This window comes from Nocardioides sp. GCM10028917, from assembly GCF_042666175.1.
Taxonomy (GTDB): Bacteria; Actinomycetota; Actinomycetes; order Propionibacteriales; family Nocardioidaceae; genus Nocardioides.
Window position 1 is genome coordinate 1,231,952 of sequence record NZ_JBHTFL010000007.1, and the last position, 23,383, is coordinate 1,255,334.

Annotated in this window: 18 protein-coding genes and 1 tRNA gene; 13 read left to right on the forward strand and 6 right to left on the reverse strand. The window is 71.5% G+C overall.

Going from position 1 to position 23,383, the window contains the following annotated elements; all coding sequences use genetic code 11:
- Positions 1–19: 19 nt before the first annotated feature.
- The gene (locus ACFQW6_RS15285) at positions 20–325 is read right to left on the reverse strand and encodes a hypothetical protein (RefSeq protein WP_378546902.1); all 306 of its coding nucleotides are present in this window, start codon (positions 323–325) and stop codon (positions 20–22) included.
- 9 nt (positions 326–334) lie between these two features.
- Complete coding sequence (locus ACFQW6_RS15290; RefSeq protein WP_378546905.1) at positions 335–2,683, reverse strand: DEAD/DEAH box helicase; 2,349 nt, start codon at positions 2,681–2,683, stop codon at positions 335–337.
- A gap of 176 nt (positions 2,684–2,859) precedes the next feature.
- Here ACFQW6_RS15290 and ACFQW6_RS15295 point away from each other — a divergent pair, with 176 nt between their 5' ends.
- Both ACFQW6_RS15295 and ACFQW6_RS15300 read left to right on the forward strand, forming a co-directional pair.
- Positions 2,860–3,195: an anti-sigma factor antagonist gene (locus tag ACFQW6_RS15295; protein WP_129427178.1), complete on the forward strand. Its 336-nt coding sequence runs from the start codon at positions 2,860–2,862 to the stop codon at positions 3,193–3,195.
- A 167-nt stretch (positions 3,196–3,362) separates the two neighbouring features.
- A complete protein-coding gene (locus ACFQW6_RS15300) occupies positions 3,363–5,684 on the forward strand; it encodes a sodium-translocating pyrophosphatase (protein WP_378546908.1) in 2,322 nt (773 codons plus the stop codon).
- 75 nt (positions 5,685–5,759) lie between these two features.
- Here the strand turns inward: ACFQW6_RS15300 and ACFQW6_RS15305 are convergent, their stop codons facing one another.
- On the reverse strand, positions 5,760–6,653 hold the full coding sequence (locus ACFQW6_RS15305) for a hypothetical protein (RefSeq protein WP_378546911.1): 894 nt from the start codon (positions 6,651–6,653) through the stop codon (positions 5,760–5,762).
- 108 nt (positions 6,654–6,761) lie between these two features.
- On the opposite strand from ACFQW6_RS15305, the gene ACFQW6_RS15310 reads away from it, so the two are divergent.
- The 9 genes from ACFQW6_RS15310 to ACFQW6_RS15350 all read left to right on the forward strand — a co-directional run bounded on the left by ACFQW6_RS15310 (position 6,762) and on the right by ACFQW6_RS15350 (position 19,754).
- On the forward strand, positions 6,762–8,243 hold the full coding sequence (locus ACFQW6_RS15310) for a methyltransferase (protein WP_378546914.1): 1,482 nt from the start codon (positions 6,762–6,764) through the stop codon (positions 8,241–8,243).
- 38 nt (positions 8,244–8,281) lie between these two features.
- Positions 8,282–9,439, forward strand: a complete 1,158-nt coding sequence (locus tag ACFQW6_RS15315) for a Vms1/Ankzf1 family peptidyl-tRNA hydrolase (protein WP_378546917.1) — start codon at positions 8,282–8,284, stop codon at positions 9,437–9,439.
- The gene (locus ACFQW6_RS15320; RefSeq protein WP_378546920.1) at positions 9,439–9,780 is read left to right on the forward strand and encodes a DUF3140 domain-containing protein; all 342 of its coding nucleotides are present in this window, start codon (positions 9,439–9,441) and stop codon (positions 9,778–9,780) included. Before ACFQW6_RS15315 ends, ACFQW6_RS15320 begins: the two co-directional genes overlap by 1 nt.
- A 204-nt stretch (positions 9,781–9,984) precedes the next feature.
- The gene (locus ACFQW6_RS15325) at positions 9,985–12,111 is read left to right on the forward strand and encodes a PQQ-dependent sugar dehydrogenase (RefSeq protein ID WP_378546923.1); all 2,127 of its coding nucleotides are present in this window, start codon (positions 9,985–9,987) and stop codon (positions 12,109–12,111) included.
- A gap of 105 nt (positions 12,112–12,216) precedes the next feature.
- Positions 12,217–13,254, forward strand: a complete 1,038-nt coding sequence (locus ACFQW6_RS15330) for a sugar phosphate isomerase/epimerase family protein (RefSeq protein ID WP_378546926.1) — start codon at positions 12,217–12,219, stop codon at positions 13,252–13,254.
- Between the two features lie 177 nt (positions 13,255–13,431).
- Positions 13,432–16,152 carry a type I DNA topoisomerase gene (gene topA, locus ACFQW6_RS15335; protein ID WP_378546929.1) on the forward strand — a complete coding sequence of 907 codons (2,721 nt, stop codon included), beginning with the start codon at positions 13,432–13,434 and terminating at the stop codon, positions 16,150–16,152.
- A gap of 223 nt (positions 16,153–16,375) precedes the next feature.
- Positions 16,376–17,014 (forward strand): dTMP kinase, encoded by a 639-nt coding sequence (gene tmk, locus ACFQW6_RS15340; RefSeq protein ID WP_378546932.1) that lies wholly within the window; start codon positions 16,376–16,378, stop codon positions 17,012–17,014.
- The gene (locus ACFQW6_RS15345; protein ID WP_378546935.1) at positions 17,011–18,195 is read left to right on the forward strand and encodes a DNA polymerase III subunit delta'; all 1,185 of its coding nucleotides are present in this window, start codon (positions 17,011–17,013) and stop codon (positions 18,193–18,195) included. Before tmk ends, ACFQW6_RS15345 begins: the two co-directional genes overlap by 4 nt.
- Positions 18,195–19,754, forward strand: coding sequence for an alpha/beta hydrolase (locus ACFQW6_RS15350; protein WP_378546938.1), 1,560 nt, complete (start codon positions 18,195–18,197; stop codon positions 19,752–19,754). Before ACFQW6_RS15345 ends, ACFQW6_RS15350 begins: the two co-directional genes overlap by 1 nt.
- Before the next feature lie 171 nt (positions 19,755–19,925).
- Here the strand turns inward: ACFQW6_RS15350 and ACFQW6_RS15355 are convergent, their stop codons facing one another.
- The gene (locus tag ACFQW6_RS15355; RefSeq protein ID WP_378546941.1) at positions 19,926–20,369 is read right to left on the reverse strand and encodes an OsmC family peroxiredoxin; all 444 of its coding nucleotides are present in this window, start codon (positions 20,367–20,369) and stop codon (positions 19,926–19,928) included.
- A 124-nt stretch (positions 20,370–20,493) separates the two neighbouring features.
- Between ACFQW6_RS15355 and ACFQW6_RS15360 the strand changes: the two genes are divergently transcribed.
- Positions 20,494–20,566 (forward strand) — tRNA-Thr (locus tag ACFQW6_RS15360).
- Positions 20,567–20,747: 181 nt separating this feature from the next.
- Here ACFQW6_RS15360 and ACFQW6_RS15365 read toward each other — a convergent pair.
- Positions 20,748–21,017, reverse strand: a complete 270-nt coding sequence (locus ACFQW6_RS15365) for a hypothetical protein (protein WP_378546944.1) — start codon at positions 21,015–21,017, stop codon at positions 20,748–20,750.
- A gap of 34 nt (positions 21,018–21,051) precedes the next feature.
- Entirely contained in the window at positions 21,052–22,356 is a 1,305-nt protein-coding gene (locus tag ACFQW6_RS15370; protein ID WP_378546947.1) for an FAD-binding protein, read from the reverse strand.
- Between the two features lie 98 nt (positions 22,357–22,454).
- Here ACFQW6_RS15370 and ACFQW6_RS15375 point away from each other — a divergent pair, with 98 nt between their 5' ends.
- Positions 22,455–23,354 (forward strand): hypothetical protein, encoded by a 900-nt coding sequence (locus tag ACFQW6_RS15375; protein ID WP_378546950.1) that lies wholly within the window; start codon positions 22,455–22,457, stop codon positions 23,352–23,354.
- Positions 23,355–23,383: the final 29 nt, after the last annotated feature.

Sequence of the window (23,383 nt, forward strand, 5' to 3'; positions counted from 1 at the left end):
CCCGGCCCCGTCGCTGACGTCAGATGGTGTCGCGACGCTCCGGGTCGTCGGTGCGGCGCTCGGCCTCGGCCCGCTCGAGCTTCTGGTTGAGCTCGGTGAGCTCCTTGCGCTCTCGGCGGTGGGCGAGGCTCCGCTTCGTGCCCCACTTGAGGATCGCGAAGCCCCAGAGGATTGCAGCACCTGCGGCCACCCCGACGAGGAACGACTCGAGGGTGGTGACGTCGAAGCCCAGGAGCTCCCCACCGCTGCCGGGCTCGCTGACGAAGAGGGCGGAGAGCACGGCGATGCCACCGAGGATGATGAGCCCGAGACCGAGGATGACCATGAGCCGAATCTAGCCCTCCACGCCCACGCGCGGTGCCCCCGAGAGGAGGGCGTCGAGCAACAGGATGGCGCCGTCCTTGTCGAGGGGGTTGTTCTGGTTGCCGCACTTGGGCGACTGGATGCACGACGGGCAGCCGCTGGCGCACTCACAGCTCGCGATCGCCTCGCGGGTCGCGGTGAGCCAGGCGACCGCCGTGTGGAACCCGCGCTCGGAGAAGCCGGCCCCGCCCGGGTGGCCGTCGTAGACGAAGACGGTCAGCACACCGGTGTCGGCGTGGCGGGCGGTGGAGACGCCGCCGATGTCCCAGCGGTCGCAGGTCGCGAAGAGAGGGAGGAGGCCGATCGAGCAGTGCTCGGCCGCGTGGGCCGCGCCCGGCACGTCGAGCGCGGCCAGGCCGGCCTCGGCCACCACGTCGTCGGGGACCGTCCACCACACCGCGGTCGTGCGCAGGGTGCGCTCGGGGAGGTCGAGCAGCTCCTCCGACAGCACCTCGCCGCCCGGCTGGCGCCGTCTGAGGAACGAGACCACCTGGTGCGACACGTCGACCTCGCCGAGGGACAGTTCGCACCCGCTCCACGAGTGGCGTTCGCGGGTGGCGACGATGCTGATGTCGGTGACCTCGCGCGCGGTCGTGGAGTACGACGGCTCGTCGCGGCGCATGGTCGCGACGTGGTGCTCGAGGTCGAGGTCTTCCACCAGCCAGGTCTCTCCCTGGTGGACGTAGACCGCGCCGGGATGCGCCTGGTTGTGGGCGCCGGCGGCGTCGACCGTGCCGACGACCCGGCCGGTGTCGGCCTCGATCAGCTGCACCGGCGACCCGCCGGCGGACCGGATGTCGGCGAGGTCGGCCGCCCGGCTCCGGTCGGTCCAGAACCAGCCGCGCGGCCGCCGCCGCAGCAGCCCGAGCGTCGTCAGCTCGTCGACGACCTCGCGCGCGGTGGGTCCGAAGAGGGGCAGGTCGGCCTCGGTGAGCGGCTGCTCCTGCGCGGCAGCGCAGAGGTGCGGACCCATGACGTGAGGGTTCGACGGGTCGAAGACTGACGCCTCGACCGGTGCACCGATGAGCTTGTCGGGGTGGCTGACCAGGTAGGTGTCGAGCGGGTCGTCCTTCGCGACCAGCACCCCGAGCGCGTCCTGAGCGCCCCGCCCGGCCCGCCCGACCTGTTGCCAGAACGCCGCCCGGGTCCCCGGGAAGCCGGCGATGAGGACGGCGTCGAGCCCGCTGATGTCGATGCCGAGCTCGAGGGCGTTGGTCGCTGCCAGCCCGACGAGGTCGCCGCGGCGCAGCGCCGCCTCGAGGGCCCGGCGCTCCTCGGGGAGGTAGCCGCCGCGGTAGGCCGCGACCCGATCGGGCAGCGTCGGGTCGACCTCGGCGAGCAGCTCGGACGCCGACAGGGCCACCTGCTCGGCCCCGCGCCTCGAGCGGATGAAGGCCAGGGTGCGCACGTCCTCGGCGACGAGGTCCGCGAGCAGGTCGGCGACCTCCGACGACGCGGCCCGGCGCACGGGCGCGCCGTTCTCACCGGCGTGCGAGGTGAAGGGCGGCTCCCAGAGCAGCAGCGACACCTGCCCGCGCGGGGAGTCGTCGCGGGTCAGCGCGACCACGTCGAGCCCCGTCAGGCGCGACGCGGTGACCTCCGGCTCCGCGACGGTTGCCGAGGCGAGGACGAACGTCGGGTGTGCGCCGTACATCGCACACACGCGCCGCAGGCGACGCAGCACGTGGGAGACGTGCGCGCCGAACACGCCGCGGTAGTGGTGGCACTCGTCGACGACGACGTACTGCAGCGACCCGAGCAGCCGCGACCACCGGTGGTGCGAGGGCAGCAGCGACCGGTGGAGCATGTCGGGGTTGGTGAGGACGTACTCGCCGAAGTCGCGGGTCCAGTCCCGCTCCTCGCGCGAGCTGTCGCCGTCGTGGGCCGCGAGGCGTACGTCGAGCCCGAGCGACGACAGGCCGGCGAGCTGGTCGTGGGCCAGCGCCTTGGTGGGGGCGAGGTAGAGCACCGACGCACCCCGCTCGCCGCGTGGCCCGCGGGCCGCGCGGATCGCCGACAGCGCCGGCAGCTGGTAGGCAAGCGACTTGCCCGACGCCGTGCCCGTCGCGACGATCACGTGGTCGCCGGCGTGGGCCGCGTCCGCGGCCACCACCTGGTGCCGCCAGGGCCGTGCCACGCCCTGGGCGGCGTACGCCCCGCGGACGTCGTCGGGCACCCACTGCGGCCAGTCCTCGTGCACCGCCTCGCGGGCGGGCAGCACCTGCAGGTGGCGCAGCCGGTCCTCCCGCCCGGGCACGCCGGTCAGTCGACGCACGAGCGTGTCGACCGGTGGCAGGACGCCGGGGCGGGAGGGCTTCACCTCGTGAAGTCTGGCAAAGGGCGGGGACGCCGCCAGAGGCGGCGTGGGGTGTGATGTGAGGAGGAGTCCTGCGCAACCCTTGTGACTCGTGGTTTGATACCACCCGAAGAACGAAAGGGGCACCTGCGTGCCCGTAGGCGCACTGTCCGAACGAGTTCGGGGACCGGGGAGCAGTCGTGGATCTCACCCTTGCGACACGCGAGGTGGACGGCCGTGCCGTCGTTGCCGTGGGCGGCGAGATCGACGTCTACACCGCGCCCAAGCTGCGTGACTGCATCACCGAGCTCGTCGGTGCCGGCACCTACGACATCGTCATCGACCTCGAGGCCGTCGAGTTCCTCGACTCCACCGGCCTCGGCGTGCTGGTCGGCGGGCTCAAGAAGGTCCGCGCCCACGACGGCTCGCTCGACCTGGTCTGCACCCAGGAGCGACTGCTCAAGATCTTCCGGATCACCGGCCTCGCCAAGGTGTTCGTCATCCACGACTCCGTCGGCCTCGCGCCCGGCGCCTGAGCCGCACGGCAGCCCGTCGTCACCCCTCCGGACGTGTCCGGAGGGGTTTTGTCACGTTCGAATCCCATACCCCGGTGTGGTGTGGGTCACGCCGTCCGGTGATCTGGGTCACGTCTGCGTAGACTCCGGCGCGTTCACGGATCTTTTCCAGTCCTAGGAGGACACGCATGACGGGGATCTTGCCCGCGGTCGTTGCGACGCCCGAGCTTGAGGGTGGCAACCTCGTCCTGGTCGTCGTCGTCGCCCTGATCGCGCTCGGCGCGCTCGGGATGGCCGCGATGTTCAGGTCGCAGGTGCTCGCCGCGGGCGAGGGCACCGACAGCATGAAGACCATCGCCCAAGCCGTCCAGGAGGGCGCCAACGCCTACCTCACCCGGCAGTTCCGGACCCTGGCCATCTTCGCGGCGATCGCGTTCTTCGCGCTCCTCGTGCTGCCGGCCGACGACACCACCGTCCGCATCTTCCGCTCGGTGTTCTTCATCGTCGGAGCGGGCTTCTCGGCTGCTGTGGGCTATCTCGGCATGAACCTCGCGGTGCGCGCGAACCTGCGCGTCGCCGCTGCCGCAGAGACCACCGGCCGCGAGCCGGCCATGACGATCGGACTGCGCACCGGCGCGATGGTCGGCATGCTGACCGTCGGCCTCGGCCTGCTCGGCGCCAGTCTCGTCGTGTTGTTCTTCCAGGACGAGGCGCCCGACGTGCTCGAGGGCTTCGGCTTCGGCGCCGCGCTCCTCGCCATGTTCATGCGTGTCGGCGGCGGCATCTTCACCAAGGCCGCCGATGTCGGCGCCGACCTCGTCGGCAAGGTCGAGCAGGGCATTCCCGAGGACGACCCGCGCAACGCCGCGACGATTGCCGACAACGTCGGTGACAACGTCGGCGACTGCGCTGGTATGGCCGCCGACCTCTTCGAGTCGTACGCCGTGACGCTGGTCGCCGCGCTGATCCTCGGCTCACAGGCCTTCGGTGACAAGGGCCTGGTCTTCCCGCTGCTGATCCCCGCCATCGGTGCCCTCACCGCGGTCGCGGGCGTCTACCTGACCAAGCCCAAGGCAGGCGAGAACGGCCTGACCACGATCAACAAGTCGTTCTACATCTCCTCCGGCATCGCCGCCGTGGCGAGCGTCGTCCTGTCATACGTCTACCTGCCGAGCAGCTTCGGGGAGTTCACCAACATCGCCGGCGACCTCGCCGGCGCCGATGGTGACCCCCGCTTCATCGCCGCCTCCGCGGTGGTCATCGGCATCGTGATGTCGGCTGGCATCCTCGCCCTGACCGGCTACTACACCGGCACGGAGTACCGCCCGGTCAAGGACGTCGGCAAGACCTCCCTGACCGGCCCGGCCACGGTCATCCTGTCCGGGCTCTCGGTCGGCTTCGAATCGGCCGTCTACACCACGCTCGTCATCGGTGCCGCGGTCTTCGGCGCCTACCTCCTCGGCGGCGCGGCTCTCACGGTGTCGCTGTTCGCCGTGGCGCTGGCCGGTTGCGGCCTGCTCACCACCGTCGGCGTCATCGTCGCCATGGACACCTTCGGCCCGGTCTCCGACAACGCCCAGGGCATCGCCGAGATGTCGGGTGACGTCAGCCCCGAGGGCGCGCAGATCCTCACCGAGCTCGACGCGGTCGGCAACACCACGAAGGCCATCACCAAGGGCATCGCGATCGCCACCGCGGTGCTCGCCGCGACCGCACTGTTCGGCTCCTACGCCACCTCGGTGTTCGAGTCGCTCCGCGAGGCGAGCGTCGGCCCCGACGAGGCCTACCTGCTGGACTTCAGCGTCTTCAACCCGGCGGTCATCGTCGGCGTGCTGCTCGGTGCGGCAGTGGTGTTCCTCTTCTCCGGCCTCGCCATCAACGCGGTGGCCCGAGCTGCCGGTGCGGTCGTCATGGAGGTGCGTCGCCAGTTCCGCGAGATCCCCGGCATCATGGAGGGCACCGGTCGCCCGGAGTACGGCAAGGTCGTCGACATCGTCACCAAGGACTCGCTGCGCGAGCTCGTGACGCCCGGCATCCTGGCCGTCCTGGCGCCGATCGCCGTGGGCTTCGGCCTCGGTGCGACCGCCCTGGCCGGCTTCCTCGCCGGCGCCATCGGCACCGGCACCCTCATGGCCGTCTTCCTCGCCAACGCCGGTGGGGCGTGGGACAACGCCAAGAAGCTCGTCGAGGACGGCCACCACGGCGGCAAGGGCTCGGGTGCCCACGAGGCCACGATCATCGGCGACACCGTCGGGGACCCGTTCAAGGACACCGCCGGCCCGGCCATCAACCCCCTCATCAAGGTGATGAACCTCGTCTCGCTGCTCATCGCCAGCGCCGTCGTCTCCTTGAGCGTCGGCGAGGACCAGAGTGACGTCCTTCGCGTCGTGATCGCGCTCGTCGCAGTCGCGATCATCGCCGGCGCGGTGATCATCTCCAAGCGGCGCGAGGTCGCCATCGCCGACGACGGCGACAACACCGGCTCGTCGTCCTTCACGCACCACGCCTGACCCTTCCGGCGTACGTCGACGGCGGCCCGTCACTCCTCCGGGGGTGGCGGGCCGTCGTCGTGTCGTCGCGCTTCTTCAGTGCTGGTCGAAGTGCGGGCGGGTCAGCTCGTGGGTGAGCCCCCCGAGCGCGGTGTGGTCGTCGGCGCCACCGACGTGTGGGCCCTGCATCCACTGGGCGAACGAGAAGATTTCCGACAGTCGCCACTCGAGGTCGAAGAGGCGCACCATCTCAGGGTCGTGGGCGACGTCGCGACCCTCGTGGACGAGCGTCGCGAGGTCGCGCTCGTGCGGGGCCAGAAGCAGCGATTCCCAGTCCAGCAGCCAGGTCCGACCGCGGGCGAGCCACTGGTTGTGCACGCCCGGCTCGCCGTGGGTGACGACGTACCTGGCCGGGTCGGCCAGTGCGACCAGCCTCGCGTGCTCGCGCGCCCAGGCGCCGACCTGCGTCAGGTGGTCGACCACCAGCTCGCGGGCGGCCAAGCCGAGCGGACCCGGCCACGGCTGCTGGAGCAGGTCCCGCAGCCGTCCCTGCAGGTCCGCGTCGATCTCGGTCGACCACCCGCGCGCAGTCGCGGGCGGGGGCGTCTCGTGCAGCGCAGCCAGCATCTCCGGCAGGTCGTCGGACGAGGCGTCGGGCTGCTCCCCGGCGAGCCACCGCGCGACGCTCATCGTGCGTCGGGCCATCGGAAGTGTCACGTCGCCGTCGAGCCTCGGCAGCGACGGCCAGACGAAGTCCAGGTCCAGTGCTGCGGCGCTTGCGTACGCCGCTTCCAGCGTCGCCCCGGTGTGGCGGGGAAGGTCGGGGTCCAAAGTCACGAAGAAGGCGGGCTCGCCGTCGACGTCGGCCCGCCAGTGGTGCGCGCCCCAGCCGACGGGTAGGTGGTCCACGGCGTCGACCTCCGGCGCCCAGTGGCGCCGCACGGCCGCGAGCACCTCGGCGTCCGTGACGTCGTCCGGCGGCTCGAGCATCCTGCGATGGTGCCACGACGTGTGGCGGACCGGTCGCTCCAGCGGCCTCCTCGCCGCACGCTGTGTCGTGTCGTGTCGTGTCGTCGCGGAGCCTGCGAGGCTGTGTCCATGCCGTCCGACCTCGACTTCGCCGGGCCCCTGCGCGACGCCCTGCTCGCCGCCGACTTCACCTACGACCGGGTCGCCGAGGCGATCGGCGAGGAGGCGCACCGGGCGCTCGGCCGCAACGAGACCCTCCCCGCACTGCGTCGTACGACGTCGGGCGCGCCGATCGACACCCTGGTCCGGCTCTTCCTGCTGCAGACCCCGGTGGCCCGCGACGAGGCGGAGCGGGCGCTTCCCGGCCTGGTCGACCGGCTCTGCAACGCCGGGCTGCTCGAGCAGAGCGTCAGCGAGGTCGCGGCCCGGACCGACTGCCGGCCCTACGCCACCGCGGAGGCAGGACGGGACCGTGACCTCTGGGTCGTCTCCGACCTGACGCCCGGCCTCGACGGCGCCCCGGTCGCGATCGGCCCCGACCACGTCCTGGGCATCTCGAGCGCCTCGACGAGCCTGGCGCAGCTGACGATGCGTGAGCCGGTCGGCAGCGCGCTCGACCTGGGCACCGGCTGCGGCGTGCAGGCGCTGCACCTCGCCGCGCACTCCCGCTCCGTCGTCGCGACCGACGTCAACGAGCGGGCGCTCTGGATGACCCGGCTCAACGCCGCGCTCAACGAGGTCGAGGTGGACGTCCGCGACGGCTCGTTCTTCGAGCCGGTGGCCGGGGAGCGCTTCGACCTCATCGCCACCAACCCGCCGTTCGTGATCTCCCCGGCGACCGGCGAGCGGTTGGTCTACCGCGACTCCGGACTCCCCGGCGACCGCGTCGTCGAGCACATCGTGCGCACCGGGCCCGACCACCTCACCGACGGTGGCTGGCTTCAGGTCCTCGCCAACTGGGCGATCGTCGACGGCCGGCCCTGGGACGAGCGGCTCGGGTCGTGGCTGCGCGACGACTGCGACGCGCTGGTGGTGCAGCGCGAGACGCTGGACCCGTCGGCCTACGTCGAGCTGTGGCTCAAGGACAGCGGGCACCACGGACGCCCCGACTACGCCCAGCGCTACGACACCTGGCTGTCGTGGCTGGAGGAGACGGGCATCGAGGGCGTCGGGTTCGGCTGGATCGACGTCCGGCTCGGCGGGGGAGGTCGCCACGACCTCCTCGAGTGGCCGTACGACGTCGAGCAGCCCATCGGCCCGGCGATCCACGAATGGGGTGAGGCGGCGACGGCCCTGCGCGGGCTCACCGACGACAAGCTGCTCCGCAGCGTGCTGCGTGCCCGTGAGGACGTCCAGCAGGAGACGGTCGGCCGGCCCGGCGCCGAGGACCCGGAGGCGATCGTGCTCCGCCAGCAGCGAGGCTTCCGGCGGGCGCGGACGGCCGACACGGTCGAGGCCGCCCTCGTCGGGGCCAGCGACGGCGACCTGGCACTCGGTCAGCTGCTGGGGGCGATCGCCGCGCTGCTGCAGCGCGACGAGGCCGACCTGCAGGAGACCTACCTTCCGGTGGTGCGGGAGCTGGTGGGCGAGGGCTTCCTGGTCCTCGACTGAGGCCGGTTGGGTCGCGGTCGAGTGGGTACTGCCCGGCCATGACGACAAGACGAGGAGAAGCACTGACCGCGCTCCGCTCGGCCGCGGACCTCTACTCCGACGTGGTGACCGCCTACGTCGACGTGGGTCGTGCGTCCGAGACCGGTGCGCAGGCCGTCGAGACGCGCATCAACAACCTCGCCCGCGACCTCGGGTCGGCGGGCATCGACGAGACGACGGCGAGCGCGGTCACCGAGCGCCTGGAGCGCCCCACCGGGCACGGCGGCGACGCGTCCCGCGTGGTGGTCGCACGCGACGGCAAGGTCGTCACCGACCTCGTGGTCGGTGACGGCGTCGCCGACCACCACCACGCCGGTCCGGTCGCCCACCTGCTGCGGCTCGGGCGCGCGCTCGCCGACGCGGTGTCGTACGTCCTGGTGCGCGTTGACCACGCGGGCGCCGACATCACGGTGAGCGACACCCTCGGGCTCGACGAGCGCGAGATCGTCAGCGAGGGGGACCACGACGTGCTCCACAAGGTGCCGGGCGGCGGGTGGTCGCACCGCCGGTTCCAGAGCCGCGCCGAGGACTCGTGGGACCGCAACGCCGACACCGTCGCCAAGGACCTCGACGCCCTCGTGCGCGAGGTCGATCCGGACCTCGTCCTGCTCACCGGCGACCCGCACGGCATCGCTCGCCTGCGCGAGTCCGTGGCCGGCCACGTGAAGGACCGGCTCGAGGTGCTGGAGCACGGCAGCCGCGCCGAAGGCGCTTCCGACGACCGGCTCGACGAGGAGGTCGCAGCCGCCGTCCAGCGCTGCCGGAGCGCCCGGATCAACGAGGTGCTCGACCGCCTCGGCCCGGCGGACGCCCCCAAGGCGGTCGGCGTGGCCGAGACGCTGGAGGCACTGCGTCGCGGCGAGGTCGAGACGCTCGTCCTGCTCGAGGGAGCACTCGAGGACCGCCAGGCGTACGCCGGACCGGACCCGCTGCTGCTGGCCACCGACCCGGGCGAGCTCACGGCGCTCGGCGTCGACGACCCCGCGCCCGACCAGCTCGAGGAGCTGCTGTTCCGCGCGGCACTCGCCCAGGACGCCGACCTGCTGCCCCTGCACGCCCCCGTCGGCGCACTGCCCGACGGCGTGGGAGCGGTGCTCCGCTTCTCCACCCGCCCCGACCCGAACGCCCAGGACGACCAGTCCGGAGAGGACATCTGATGGCCGAGTCCCACATCAGCGACGAGCTCTGGCAGGAGTTCCACGACGTGGTCAACATGACGTCTCGTGAGCTGTCCGACTGGCTGCGGACCGAGGCGACCGGGGAGGACGGACGCGCGACAGAAGGACTTCCCGAGCTGGAGGTCGGCGAGTCCGTGGTCGCCATCCTCGCCAAGCGGCGCACCGACCTGACTCCCGACGACGTCGACACGATGCAGCACGTCGTCGACCAGGTCCGCACGATCCGCGGGGACGAGCCCGAGCCCGAGGCGTACGACGACGCGCTCCGCCGTGCGCTCATGCTCTTCGGCCACGACCCCCTGCGCCCGACGGAGGTGTGACGGGGACTGACCCCGATGGCACCCGCGGCGGTGGGCCGGTCCGACGTGCGCGGACGGACCGTCGACTCACCGCTGCGGGTGGTCTCCGACACGGCGACTTGTGTCGACAGGCGAGCAAAAGTCGATCGCTCGTTGACGTGACGCGTGTCACGTGCCTACGTTGCTTGTCGGCTCCTTGCCACCTCGGGAACAGGAGAACCCCCCATGAAGCAACCCTTCCGCACAGGGCTCACGGCCGCCGTCGGCGCCGCCCTCTGCCTGCCCATGCTGGCGGTGACCACCGCGGCCACCGCCCACGAGGGCCACGACGACACCGCCCCGCCCCCGCCCTCCGGGTCGTTCCAGAAGGTCACCCTCAACGACCGCCCCGGCGAGGCCATCGACCTCGCGGTGCTGCCCGACGGCGACGTCCTGCACACCACCCGCGCCGGCGTCATCTGGCACAACGACGCCGACACCGGCGTCAACAGCGTCGCCGGCCGCATCCCGGTCTACCTCCACGACGAGGAGGGTCTCCAGAGCATCGCCCTGGACCCGGGCTACGACGGCAAGAAGAACAAGTGGATCTACCTCTACTACTCGCCGCCGCTCGACACCCCGGCCGACGACCCGGCGACCGCCTCCATCAACGAGGGCGACGCCCCCGAGACCGGCACGGCGGCCGACTTCGCTCCCTACAAGGGCCACCTGACGGTCTCCCGGTTCCGCTTCTCCGGCGGCCAGGTGGACGTCGGCTCGGAGCAGAAGGTGCTCGACGTCCCCGTCGACCGGGGCATCTGCTGCCACGTCGGCGGTGACATCGTCTTCGACTCGGCGGGCAACCTGATCCTGTCGACCGGCGACGACACCAACCCGTTCCAGTCCGACGGCTACGTGCCGCTCGACGAGCGCCCCGACCGCAACCCTGCCTTCGACGCCCAGCGCACCTCGGCCAACACCAACGACCTGCGCGGCAAGATCCTGCGGATCACGCCGAAGGCCGGTGGCGGCTACACGATCCCCGAGGGCAACCTGTTCGCCCCGGGCACCCCCAAGACCCGCCCGGAGATCTACTCCATGGGCTGGCGCAACCCGTTCCGCATCGAGATCGACCCCGACACCGACGACATCTGGGTCGCCGACTACTCGCCCGACGCCCGCAGCGCCAACCCCAACCGGGGCCCGGCCGGCCACGGCAAGTGGGCGGTCGTGGACAAGCCGTCCAACTACGGCTGGCCCTACTGCGCCACCGCCGAGCTGCCTTACAACGACTTCGACTTCGCCACCCGCACGAGCGGCCCGAAGTTCAACTGCGACGCGCCGGTCAACGACTCTCCCAACAACACCGGCCTGCGCGAGCTGCCGCCGGTGGAGCAGCCGGAGGTCTGGTACTCGTACGGGCTCTCCACCGAGTTCCCCGAGCTCGAGACCGGAGGCATCGGCCCGATGGCCGGCCCCGCCTACCAGTTCGACCGCAAGGCCACCAAGGGCCGCAACCCTGTCGCCTGGCCCGAGCGCTACGACGACACCCCGCTGTTCTACGAGTGGACGCGTGACTACATCAAGGGCTTCCACCTCGACGACGGTGCGGTCGCCGCGATCGAGGACGTCGTTCCCGACATCGTGACCGACAACCCGATGGACATGGAGTTCGGCCCCGACGGCGCGCTCTACGTCCTGGAGTACGGCGACGGCTACTTCGCGGAGAACCCGGACGCCCAGCTGTCGCGCATCGACTTCGTCGGCGAGGGCGGCAACCGCAGCCCGGTCCCGGCGATCGAGGCCGAGCCCACGGCCGGCAAGGCGCCGCTGACGGTCGCCTTCTCCAGCGACGGCACCACCGACCCGGACGGCGACACCAAGCTGAAGTACGCCTGGGACTTCGACGGTGACGGCAAGGTCGACAGCCGCAGGGCCAACGGCTCGTACACCTACACCGAGGACGGCAGCTACCGCGCCACGCTCACGGTCACCGACCAGGGTGGGCGCCGCGCCTCGGCCGACGTCGACATCGTCGTGGGCAACCAGGCCCCGGTCGTCGAGTTCGTCACCCCGGTGGACGGCCAGGCGTTCAGCTTCGGCGACACCGTGACGTACGAGGTCAGGGTCACCGACGACGAGCCGGTCGACTGCAGCCGGGTCACCGTCACCTACGTGCTGGGCCACGACACCCACGGCCACCCGCAGTCCACGGCCAACGGCTGCACCGGCTCGCTCACCACGTCGGTGCCCGAGGGCCACGACCCCGCGACCGACGACCTCGCGGCCGTCTTCGTCGCGGAGTACACCGACACGGGCTCCGAGCCCGCTCTCACCGGCTCCGACGAGGTCGTCCTCGAGCCGGCCGGCTGATCAGGGACCCATCCGCCGAGGCGGGCCCGGGGCGACCCGGGCCCGCCTCCTCCCAGCACCACCCGCCCCGAGAACCCCCCGAGAAAACCAGGAAGAAGGCAGCACATGTGTTACGGATATGACGGCGACGCCGCCCTGCGCGAGTCGCTCGAGAGGAAGGGCGCCAGTCGTCGCGGCCTGCTGCGCGGCGCCGTTGCAGGCGCGGCCGGAGCCACCGTGCTCGCCGCTGGCTCCCCGGCCCTGGCCGCCAAGCCCAGCAGCCACCCCGGCAAGGGCCACGGTCACGCCTACGGGCGGAACCGGGTGAAGACCGAGCTGATCAGCATCCAGCTCTACACGCTGCGCTCGGCCATGACCGACCGCACCGCCATCCTGCGACAGTTCGACCAGCTGGCAAAGTTCGGCTACCAGCGCGTGGAGCGGGCCGGCCTCTACGCGGCGCGTCCCCCGCTGGACCCGGCGGCGTACGGTCTCGACACGGCGGCCAAGCTCAAGGCCGAGCTCGACGCCCGGGGCATCTGGGCCTCCTCGAGCCACGACGGCATCAGCCCGAACGTCGCAGCGCTCAACCAGAAGCTCGACGACGCCAACACGTTCGGCCAGAAGTACATCGTCGTGCCCTACCTCAACTCCAACAGCAAGAGCGAGTGGCAGCTGTGGGCGGAGCAGATGAACACCGAGGCGGAGGCCGCTCGTCGTCGCGGGCTGCGCTACGGCTACCACAACCACGCCCACGAGTTCACGATCAAGTTCGACGACGGCACCACCCCGTGGGACGTGCTCACCGGTGAGCTCGACCCCAAGCTGGTCCACCTCGAGGTGGACCTCTACTGGGCCTACACCGGTGGTGTGAACACGGGTGCTGCCGACCCGCTGCAGTTCGCGATCGACGTGATCCAGTCGGCCCCCCAGGAGGTTCGGCAGTACCACGTGAAGGACCGGCACGGTGCTGACGCCGCCGTTCTCTACGACGGAGAGCAGCCCGGCGACATGGCCGACCTCGGTCTGGGTGTCATCGACTTCCCGACGATCTTCAAGGCCCACCAGGTCGAGGAGTACATCGTCGAGAACGACAGCCCCGACTTCTCGCCGGCCGCGACCGCCAACACCGGGTTCCGCTACCTCGAGGGTCTCGACTTCTGACCCGTCCGACAGCCTGACGCGCTCGGGCCCCACGTCGTCGCGGCGTGGGGCCCGAGCCGTGCCGGCGCGCGTCCGCCGGGGCTCCTGTGGACGTCGAGGAGTGGCGATCTCGGGAACTGGCGCTACCGTTGCCGCGCTGAGCAACATCGCAGCAAGAACCTGAGGGAGCAAACACACGTGGCAAAGCTCGTCATCGTCGAGTCCCCGGCCAAGGCCCGCACCATCGGCGGCTACCTGGGCGCGGACTACGTCGTCGAGTCCTCGATCGGTCACATCCGCGACCTGCCCAACAACGCCGCGGACACCCCGGCCAAGATCAAGGACAAGCCGTGGGGCCGGCTCGCGGTCGACGTCGACAACGGCTTCGAGCCCTACTACGTCGTGCCGCGCGACAAGAAGAGCCACATCGCCAAGCTGAAGAAGCTGGTCAAGGACGCCGACGCCCTCTACCTCGCCACCGATGAGGACCGCGAGGGCGAGGCGATCGCCTGGCACCTCCTCGACGAGCTCAAGCCCCCGAAGGGCCTGCCGGTCCACCGGATGGTCTTCCACGAGATCACCAAGCAGGCGATCCTCGCCGCGGTCGAGAACCCCCGCGAGATCAACGACGACCTCGTCGAGGCCCAGGAGGCACGTCGCATCCTCGACCGCCTCTACGGCTACGAGGTGTCCCCGGTGCTGTGGAAGAAGGTCATGTCCGGCCTGTCCGCGGGCCGCGTGCAGTCCGTGGCGACCCGCCTCGTCGTCGACCGGGAGCGCGAGCGGATGAAGTTCCGCGTCGCCTCCTACTGGGACCTCGACGCCACCTTCGACGCCGGCACGGGCCACGACCCGCGGATGTTCCCCGCCAAGCTCTACAGCGTCGACGACGTCCGCGTCGCCCGCGGTTCCGACTTCGACAACACCGGCGAGCTGAAGTCCGGATCAGGCGGCAAGGCCCACCGCGCCCACCTCTCCCGCGCCGACGCCCAGGCGCTGGCCGCCGGCCTCAGCGACACGACGTACGACGTCCGCTCGGTGGAGTCCAAGCCCTACCGCCGCTCGCCGTACGCCCCCTTCCGCACCACCACGTTGCAGCAGGAGGCCAGCCGCAAGCTCGGGATGAGCGCCAGCGTGACCATGTCGGTCGCGCAGCGGCTCTACGAGAACGGCTTCATCACCTACATGCGTACGGACTCCACGACGCTCTCGGACGCCGCGGTGGGTGCCGCGCGCGACCAGGTGCGCGAGCTGTACGGCGCCGAGTACCTGCCCGACTCGCCGCGCACCTACGCCTCCAAGGTGAAGAACGCGCAGGAGGCGCACGAGGCGATCCGACCGGCCGGCGAGTCGTTCCGCACTCCCGCGCAGACCGGCCTGTCGGGCGAGCAGTTCCGCCTCTACGAGCTGATCTGGATGCGCACCGTCGCCTCGCAGATGAAGGACGCCACCGGCAACTCGGTGACGATCCGCATCGGCGGTGCCGCTGCCGACGGTCGTGACGTCGTCTTCAGCGCGAGCGGTCGCACGATCACCTTCCACGGCTTCCTCAAGGCCTACGTCGAGGACATCGACGACGCCTCCAAGCGTCGCGACGACGCCGAGACCCGCCTGCCCAACCTCACCCAGGGTGCGGCGGTGTCGGCGGCCACGCTCACCCCCGAGGGCCACGAGACCAAGCCGCCCTCGCGCTACACCGAGGCCACGCTGATCAAGGAGCTCGAGGACCGCGAGATCGGCCGCCCGTCGACCTACGCCTCGATCATCGGCACGATCCTGAACCGCGGCTACGTCTACAAGAAGGGCACCGCGCTGGTGCCGGCGTGGCTCGCGTTCTCGGTGGTCCGGCTGCTCGAGGAGCACTTCCCGCGGCAGGTGTCCTACGAGTTCACCGCCGACATGGAGGACGTCCTCGACGAGATCGCGGGCGGCCGCGCCGACCGGGCCACGGAGCTCGGCGAGTTCTACTACGGCGGTGGTGACGTCGTGGGCCTCAAGACGCTGGTGACCGAGCTGGGCGAGATCGACGCCAAGGAGATGGCGACCTTCCCGATCGGCGAGGGGATCGACCTCCGCGTGGGCCGCTACGGCCCGTACGTCGAGGGCCCCGCGCCCGAGGACGGCGACGGCGCCCCGGTGCGGGCCAACGTGCCCGACGACCTGCCGCCCGACGAGCTCACCGTGGCCAAGGCCAAGGAGCTGCTGGCCAACCCGGCCGGCGAGGAGCAGGTGGTCGGCAACCACCCCGACACCGGTCTGCAGATCGTCGCCAAGAACGGCCGCTTCGGCCCCTACGTCACCGAGCTGCTGCCCGACGACGCGCCCAAGTCGGCCAAGCCGCGCACCGGTTCGCTCTTCGCGTCGATGACCCTCGACACGGTCACGCTCGAGCAGGCGGTCCGGCTCCTCGACCTGCCGCGCATCGTCGGCGTCGACGAGGACGGCACCGAGATCACCGCGCAGAACGGTCGCTACGGGCCCTACCTCAAGAAGGGCACCGACTCGCGCTCGCTGACCAGCGAGGACCAGATCTTCGACATCACCCTCGACCAGGCCAAGGCGATCTACGCCCAGCCCAAGCAGCGCGGGCGCGGCGCGGCCACCCCGCCGCTCAAGGAGCTCGGCAACGACCCCGTCTCCGGCCAGCCGGTGATCGTCAAGGCCGGCCGCTTCGGCGAGTACGTCACCGACGGCGAGTACAACGCCACCCTCCGCAAGGACGACACCGTCGAGTCGATCACCCTGGAGCGCGCGGCCGAGCTGCTCGCCGAGCGGCGCGAGCGCGGCCCGGCCAAGAAGGCGGCCAAGAAGGGCGCTGCGAAGAAGGCGCCGGCGAAGAAGACGGCTGCCAAGAAGACCGCGGCCAAGAAGACCGCAGCGAAGAAGACGACGGCCAAGAAGACCGCCAAGAAGTCCTGACGCTCCTCCGGGTCTCGTTGGTCGAGGAGGGCGCCACGCTGCCTCCGTTGGTCGAGGAGGGCGCGGCGCGCGTCACGGGTGGTGACCGCCGATCGGACCGAACGCACCGATTCGGGGCCGGCGTACGCGTGAGGGTTCCGCAGCGGCGGGCGTTGGGTCCGTCCGGCCGCCCGGGCGAGGCTGACCGGGGAGCGTGTCCCACCCCGCCCGTAGGGTGTGCCTCGTGAATGCAGGGGTCTATGCCGAGCAGGGGCTCTTCGTGTGCTTCGAGGGCGGCGAGGGGGCCGGCAAGTCCACCCAGTCGCGCCTGCTGCACGACTGGCTCGTCGAGCGCGGCGAGGCCGTCCTGCTGACCTTCGAGCCCGGCGACACGTCCGTCGGCAAGGAGCTGCGGCGCATCGTGCTCGACCCGGCGACCGGCGACCTGTCCGACCGCACCGAGGCGCTGCTCTACGCCGCCGACAAGGCCGAGCACGTCGACCACGTCGTCCTGCCGGCGCTCGCGCGCGGCGAGGTCGTCATCACCGACCGCTACGTCGACTCGACGCTGGCCTACCAGGGTGCCGGCCGCACGCTCGACGTCGCCGAGGTCGAGGCCGTCGCGCGGTGGGCCACCGGCGACCTCCGCCCGCACCTCACCGTCGTCCTCGACCTCGAGCCGCAGGCCGGGCTCGACCGGTTCACCGGTCGCGACCGGATCGAGGGGCAGTCGCTGGAGTTCCACCAGCGGGTGCGGCAGGGCTTCCTCGGGCTGGCCGCCGCCGACCCCGACCACTACGTCGTGCTGGACGCGCGGGCCCCGGTCGAGGAGATCGCCGCGGCGATCCAGCAGCGGCTCGCGCCCCTCCTGGAGCGCGCGTGAGCACCCCGACCAGTCCAGCCACCCGGACCGTCTGGTCCGACCTCGTCGGGCAGCGCCCGACGATCGAGGTCCTCCAGCACGCCGCTGCCGGGGTGGGCATGACCCACGCGTGGCTGTTCACCGGGCCTCCGGGCTCCGGCCGGTCCAACGTGGCCCGCGCGTTCGCGACCGCGCTGCAGTGCGAGCGGCGGACCGGCTGCGGCGAGTGCGAGGCGTGCCGCCTCGGCACCAACGGCACCCACCCCGACATCACCTGGGTGAAGTCCGAGACCTCGGTGCTCTACGTCGACGACATGCGCGACCTGGTGCAGTCGGCGGCGAAGTTCCCCGCGATCGGGCGCTGGCAGATCGTGGTGATCGAGGACGCCGACCGGCTCGGCACCCCGGAGAACCCGCGCACCGGCAACGCGCTCCTCAAGGCGATCGAGGAGCCCACGCCCAAGACGCTCTGGCTGCTGTGCGCGCCGACCGTGCAGGACGTGCTCCCGACGATCCGCTCCCGCTGCCGCACCCTGACGCTCGCGACGCCCGGCACGCGTGACGTCGCGGCGTTCCTCGCCAGCAACGACGGCATCTCCGAGACGATGGCCGGCTTCGCCGCGCGCGCCAGCCAGGGCCACATCGGGCGCGCCCGCGCCCTCGCCCTCGACGAGGCCACGCGCACCCGCCGCCGCGAGGTGATCAGCATCCCGGCCCGCCTGACGTCGCTGGGCTCCTGCATGACCGCGGCGACAAACCTCGCCGAGCTCGCCAAGGAGGAGACCGAGGCGATCACCGCCGACGCGGAGAGGCGCGAGCTGCAGGAGCTGCAGGCGATCTTCGGCAGCGAGCGCAAGGACACCACGAGCCGGTCCTACCGCGCCGCCCTCGCCGGGCTGGAGAAGCTGCAGAAGCAGAAGGCCAAGCGCCGTGTGCTCGACGTGATCGACCGCGCGCTGATGGACCTGGTCTCGGTCTACCGCGACGCGATCGCGCTGTCGGTCGGTGCGCCCGGACTGCTCGTCAACGAGGAGCTGCGCGGTGACGTGCAGGTCGTCGCGCGCGCCGCCTCGCCCGAGGAGCTGCTCCGGATGATCGACGCGATCTTCACGGCGCGCGAGCAGATGTTGGAGTTCAACGTGCCGCCCCAGCTGGCACTGGAGTCGATGACGGTCGCGCTGCGGCTGCCCGGAGGACGTTGATGAAGAAGGCGATGGCCGTCGTTGCCGTCCTCGCGCTGGCACTGACCACCTTCGTGACGGTCGGCTTCGCGATGCAGGGCGTCACCCCGCTCGACTTGCCGGCCGCGGATCCGACCCCGTCACCGACGATACCGCCGCCTGCGGCGGTCACGGAGGCGCCGTCCCCCGAGCTCGCCGATCTCTACTCCCAGCGCATCGACTGGCAGCCCTGCGAGACCGACGCCGACCACGACTGCGGCTTCCTCACCGTGCCGGTCGACTACGCCGACCCACAGGGGGAGACCATCGACCTGGCGCTGCTCCGGGTCCCGGCCACAGGCTCGCGCGTCGGCTCCCTGGTGGTGAACCCGGGCGGTCCCGGCGCCCGCGGGACGACGTACGCCGCCGCGGGCGGGCAGGTGTTCCGCGAGCCGCTGCTCGAGGGCTTCGACATCGTCGGCTTCGACCCCCGCGGGGTGGGCGCCTCGGCCCCGGTCGACTGCCTCAGCGACGCCGAGCTCGACACCTACCTCGCCGAGGACCCCACCCCGGACACCCCGCTCGAAGTCGACTACTTCGAGGACTCGGTGCTGTCCTTCGGCCCCGGGTGCGTCGCCGGCTCCGGCCCGGTCGTCGGCCACGTGACCACGACCGAGGCCGCTCGCGACATGGACGTGCTCCGCTCGGCGCTGGGGGAGGAGACGTTGACCTACTTCGGCGCCTCCTACGGCACCAAGCTCGGCGCCACCTACGCCGAGCTCTTCCCCGACAAGGTCGGCCGCTTCGTCCTCGACGGCGCGGTCGACGTCTCCCTCGACGCCCGCTTGCTGGCGCTCGAGCAGGCCACCGGGTTCGAGACCGCACTGCGGGCCTACGTGCAGAACTGCCTCGACACGACCGACAACTGCTTCCTCGGCGACACGGTCGACGAGGGCATGGCCACCATCACGGGGCTGCTCGAGTCGATCGAGGAGGAGCCGCTGCCCGCGGGTGAGCGCGAGCTGACCATCGGCAACGCGTTCTACGGCGTCATCACCCCGCTCTACAACCGCGACTACTGGTTCCTGCTGAGCACCGCGCTCGCCTCCGCGCTGGAGGGCAAGGGCTCGGCGCTGATGTCGCTGGCCGACGCCTACGCCTCGCGCAACCCCGACGGCAGCTACGCCGACAACTCGGTGGAGGCCAACTACTCGATCAACTGCCTCGACGACCCGTCGTCGGTGCCGTTCGGCAAGGTGCCGTCACTGTTCCCCGAGTTCGAGGAGGCCTCGCCGACCTTCGGCCGGGTCTTCGCCTGGGGGATGGCGCTGTGCCGTGGCGTCGACGTGTCGTCGAGCGAGGAGCCGCTGACGATCCGCGGTGAGGGAGCGGCGCCGATCGTGGTGCTCGGCACCAGCCGTGACCCCGCGACGCCGCTGAAGTGGGCGCAGGCCCTCTCGGCCCAGCTCGACTCCGGCGTGCTCGTCGAGCGCGACGGCGACGGCCACACCGCGTACAACGCCGGCAACGAGTGCATCGACACCCTCGTCGAGGACTACCTGCTCGACGGCGACGTGCCCGCCGACGGCACGACCTGCTGACACCTTCCGCCCGTCCTTCGGGCTCCGCCCGGCTGCGTCATCCCGATCCGGACCCATACGTGTGCCTTCGTATGACGCCCGCGCCCGGCTCGGCACGGGCGTCATACGGATCGGGACCCATGGGCGCGCGTTCGTATGACGCAGAGGGGGCCTTCGACCAGAGGGCGTGCCTCAGCCCTCGAGCGTGGCCTCGAGCGTGATGTCGACGGCGGCGAGAGCCTTGCTGATCGGGCACTCAGCCTTGGCCTTCTCGGCAGCGTCCTTGAAGGCCGCGTCGTCGAGGCCGTCCACCTCGCCGCGCACCCTGAGCACGATGCCGGTCAGCTTGAAGCCGCCGGCCGCCTCGTCGGGACCGAGCGTCACGTCCGCGGAGACGTCGAGCGCCTGGACCGTGCCACCGCCCTCGGTGACGAGGTTGGACAGCGACATCGCGTAGCAGGCGGAGTGCGCCGCGGCGACGAGCTCCTCGGGGCTCGTGGTCCCTCCTGCATCCTCCGCGGCGCGCTTGGGGAAGCTGACGTCGTACGTGCCGACGCCGGAGCTGGTCAGCTCGACCTGGCCGGAGCCGTCCTGGAGTCCGCCGTTCCAAGCCGTGCGTGCGGTGCGAGTGGGCATCGTGCCTCCTGAGATGAGGGGACTGCGGTCGCTCCCGAACCTAGCGGGTGGACCGTGATTTCAGTCCCGGCCAGCGGCCTCCGTATACTCGCCCGCGGTCCACCGAGCACGCTCGGCAGGCCACGCCGCCTTAGCTCAGTCGGTAGAGCGAGTCACTCGTAATGACTAGGTCGTCGGTTCGATTCCGACAGGCGGCTCCGACTCCCCCGGGGACCCGAGACCCTGGGGGAGTCTTCTGCGTCCGAGGCCGACCGGATCGCTGTCGGCGCCCGTCCGGGTACGGACCTGCGCACCGCAGGCGAGGAGCGAACGATGAGTGTCGAGGCGACCGGCGACAGCCCGCGCAGCCGGCTCGCGCCCAGTGACTGACCGCGACCGTCAGTCGGTGAGCAGCGCCGTCACCGTGCGGGTGTCACCCTCTCGCTCGACGGCGAACTTCACCCCGTCGGCGTTGTCCAGGAAGTCGCGGACGACCGTCAGCTCGAGGCCGGTCGCGTCCGCGATGGCGGTGTCGGGGACCGATACGGCGGCTTGCCCGCGACCCGCTGGCGGCGCGAGCTCGTCGCTCGCGCCGCTCTGGGCCTCGAGCCAGAGGTCACGAATGGTCTGGTACAGGTCTGCAGTCGTGGCTTCCAGGTCGCTGGTCATGGCCCCGCAGTACCCACCTGCCAGCCGGCGGATGTCAGCCGGTGCCGAGCACCCGGTCGACCATCACGTTGCGGAAGGTGCCGGCCGGGTCCATCCGGTCGGCGAGCGCCCGGAAGTCGGCGAGGCGTGGGCGGTCGGCGGGCTCGTGGCGGTCGTAGACCTTGCCCCAGTGCGGCCGGGCGGCGAAGGGCGCGAGGGCGTCCTCGACGCGCCGTACCATGGCGAGCACGGCCTCGGGCTCGCGCTTCCAGGTGAAGTGCAGCGCGACGGTCTCCCGGCCCTCGGCGGGTGAGAGCCACAGGTCGTCGGCGCGGATGGCGCGGATCTCGCTCACGATGAGCAGCCCCGCCAGCTCGCCGCCGGACGCGGTGGCGAGGTCGGTGACCGCGCGCAGTGCGCCCTCGGCCGAGTCGGCGGGGACGAACCACTCCGACTGGATCTCCTCGCCGAAGCTGGGCTGCCGGTCGCCGCGGAAGTGCGGCAGCCGCTCCGACCACGGCCCGGGCGTGCCGCGTGCCGTGATGTGGTCGCCCGCGCCGAGGGTGAGCGAGGCGGTGGTGGCCGGGACGGCCTCGGTCCCGCCGACCCAGCCGGCCGGCCCGCGTTCGTCGGTCGTGCGGGTCTTCACCAGCACCTCGGTGGGGTCCGCGTCGTTCCACCGGCCGAAGACGCTGACGCTGTAGGCCGACCCCAGCACCTCGTCGATCCGCTCGACCACCTCGCTCCAGCGCAGGTGGGCGTAGAGGTCCTGGCGCACGTCGTACGTCGGCTCGACGTCGAGGTCGAGCGACACGACGGCGCCGAGGGCGCCCAGCGCCACGACGGAGCCGGCGAAGTCGGGCTCGCCACGCGCGATCGTGCGCAGCTCGCCGTCCGGGCCGATCAGCTCGAGGCGGCTGACACCCGCGCCCAGGATCTTGTTGGCCGCGCCCGACCCGTGGGTGCCGGTCGACGTGGCGCCGGCCACCGAGATGTGGGGGAGCGAGCCCATGTTGGCCAGCGCACAGCCGTGGGCCTGCAGGTGGGCGGCCACGTCGTTGTACGGCGTACCACCCGCCACCCGCACCGTTCCACGCTCGAGGTCGAGGACCGGCTCGGCGGCCAGGCCCGTGAGGTCCAGCAGCGTCCCCTCCGTGTCGCACAGGGCGTTGAAGGAGTGGCGGGTGCCGAGCAGGCGCACCTTGCTCGACGAGCGGACGACCTCCTGGGCCTCCTCGAGCGAACGCGCGCGGACGTAGCGCCCGGCCGCGTAGGCGTGGTTGCCGGCCCAGTTGGTCCTGGGACCGGTGGAACCGTCCCCGCCGGTCGGGGCGCTCGGGTCGTGCTGCGGTCCGGGCATGCGGCCTCCTCGTCGGTGCCATGGAAACTACAGCGCGCCACGGAGCTGACGGGGTACAGGGCTGTTCCACCCGCTCGTCGACCCCTTGGAGGAACCCTGTGAGCCCTGGCCTGGACGTCTCGTCGCTGCGACGCAGGCTCGAGCTCGGACGACTGGTGATCGGCTCGCTCGTCGAGGTCGGCATCAAGGCGTACGGCGTGGGCGCGGCGCTGAGTGTCGCCGTGAGCGACGCGGAGACCGTGAGCGGCAAGGGCCAGGACGCGCTGGCCGCGGTGCCCAACCTCGTGGACCGCTATCGCGCTGCGGAGTACGTCGTCGAGCACCGGCAGGAGATCCAGGCCGCCCTCGACCACATCAACCAGAACACGCCTCCCCAGGCAGAGCTCGAGGACGCGGCCGCCAGGAGCTCGGAGACGCTGCGCGACATCGAGACGACGTCCGACGAGGTCGATGCGGCGCTCGGGTCCTTCGACGGCATCAGCCCCTTCAACGCCTTCGACAGGAGCCAGGACGCGCTCGGTCACGTCCGCGCGGCGTGGGGGGCGAGGCCCGACATCGAGTCCCTCCGCGAGCTGGCCGACCGGGCGGAGCAGATCGGTCCCTACGTGGACCAGGTGGAGGTGCTGGTCCCGGTCTACTACGGGGGGCTGTTCGCCGCGGTGGACAACTTCGCGAGCGACGAGGTCGTGGCCACGCTGTTCGTCATGGCGGCGGCCCTGGGAGTCGCCTTCGTGCTGGGTCAGGCCGTCGGCTTCTGGGTGCGGCGAGGCAGGCCCGGGTTGATCGCCCGAACCCTGCAACGGTGGGGCGCGCAGACCTTCCCGCGCTGGTACGTCCGCAACCTGCCCTACGCCTTGAGCCCGCCGCTGTACGCGGCCGCGCGAGAGCGCATGCAGCGCGACATCGTGGCGGACCCTCAGGAAGCGCTCGACCCGGCGGTCCTCCGAGAGCTGGAGGTGTGGTTCGCGGGCAGGTCGAAGGAAGACGCCGCACGGTGACCTCCACTGTGTCGGTACGCCGGTGCATG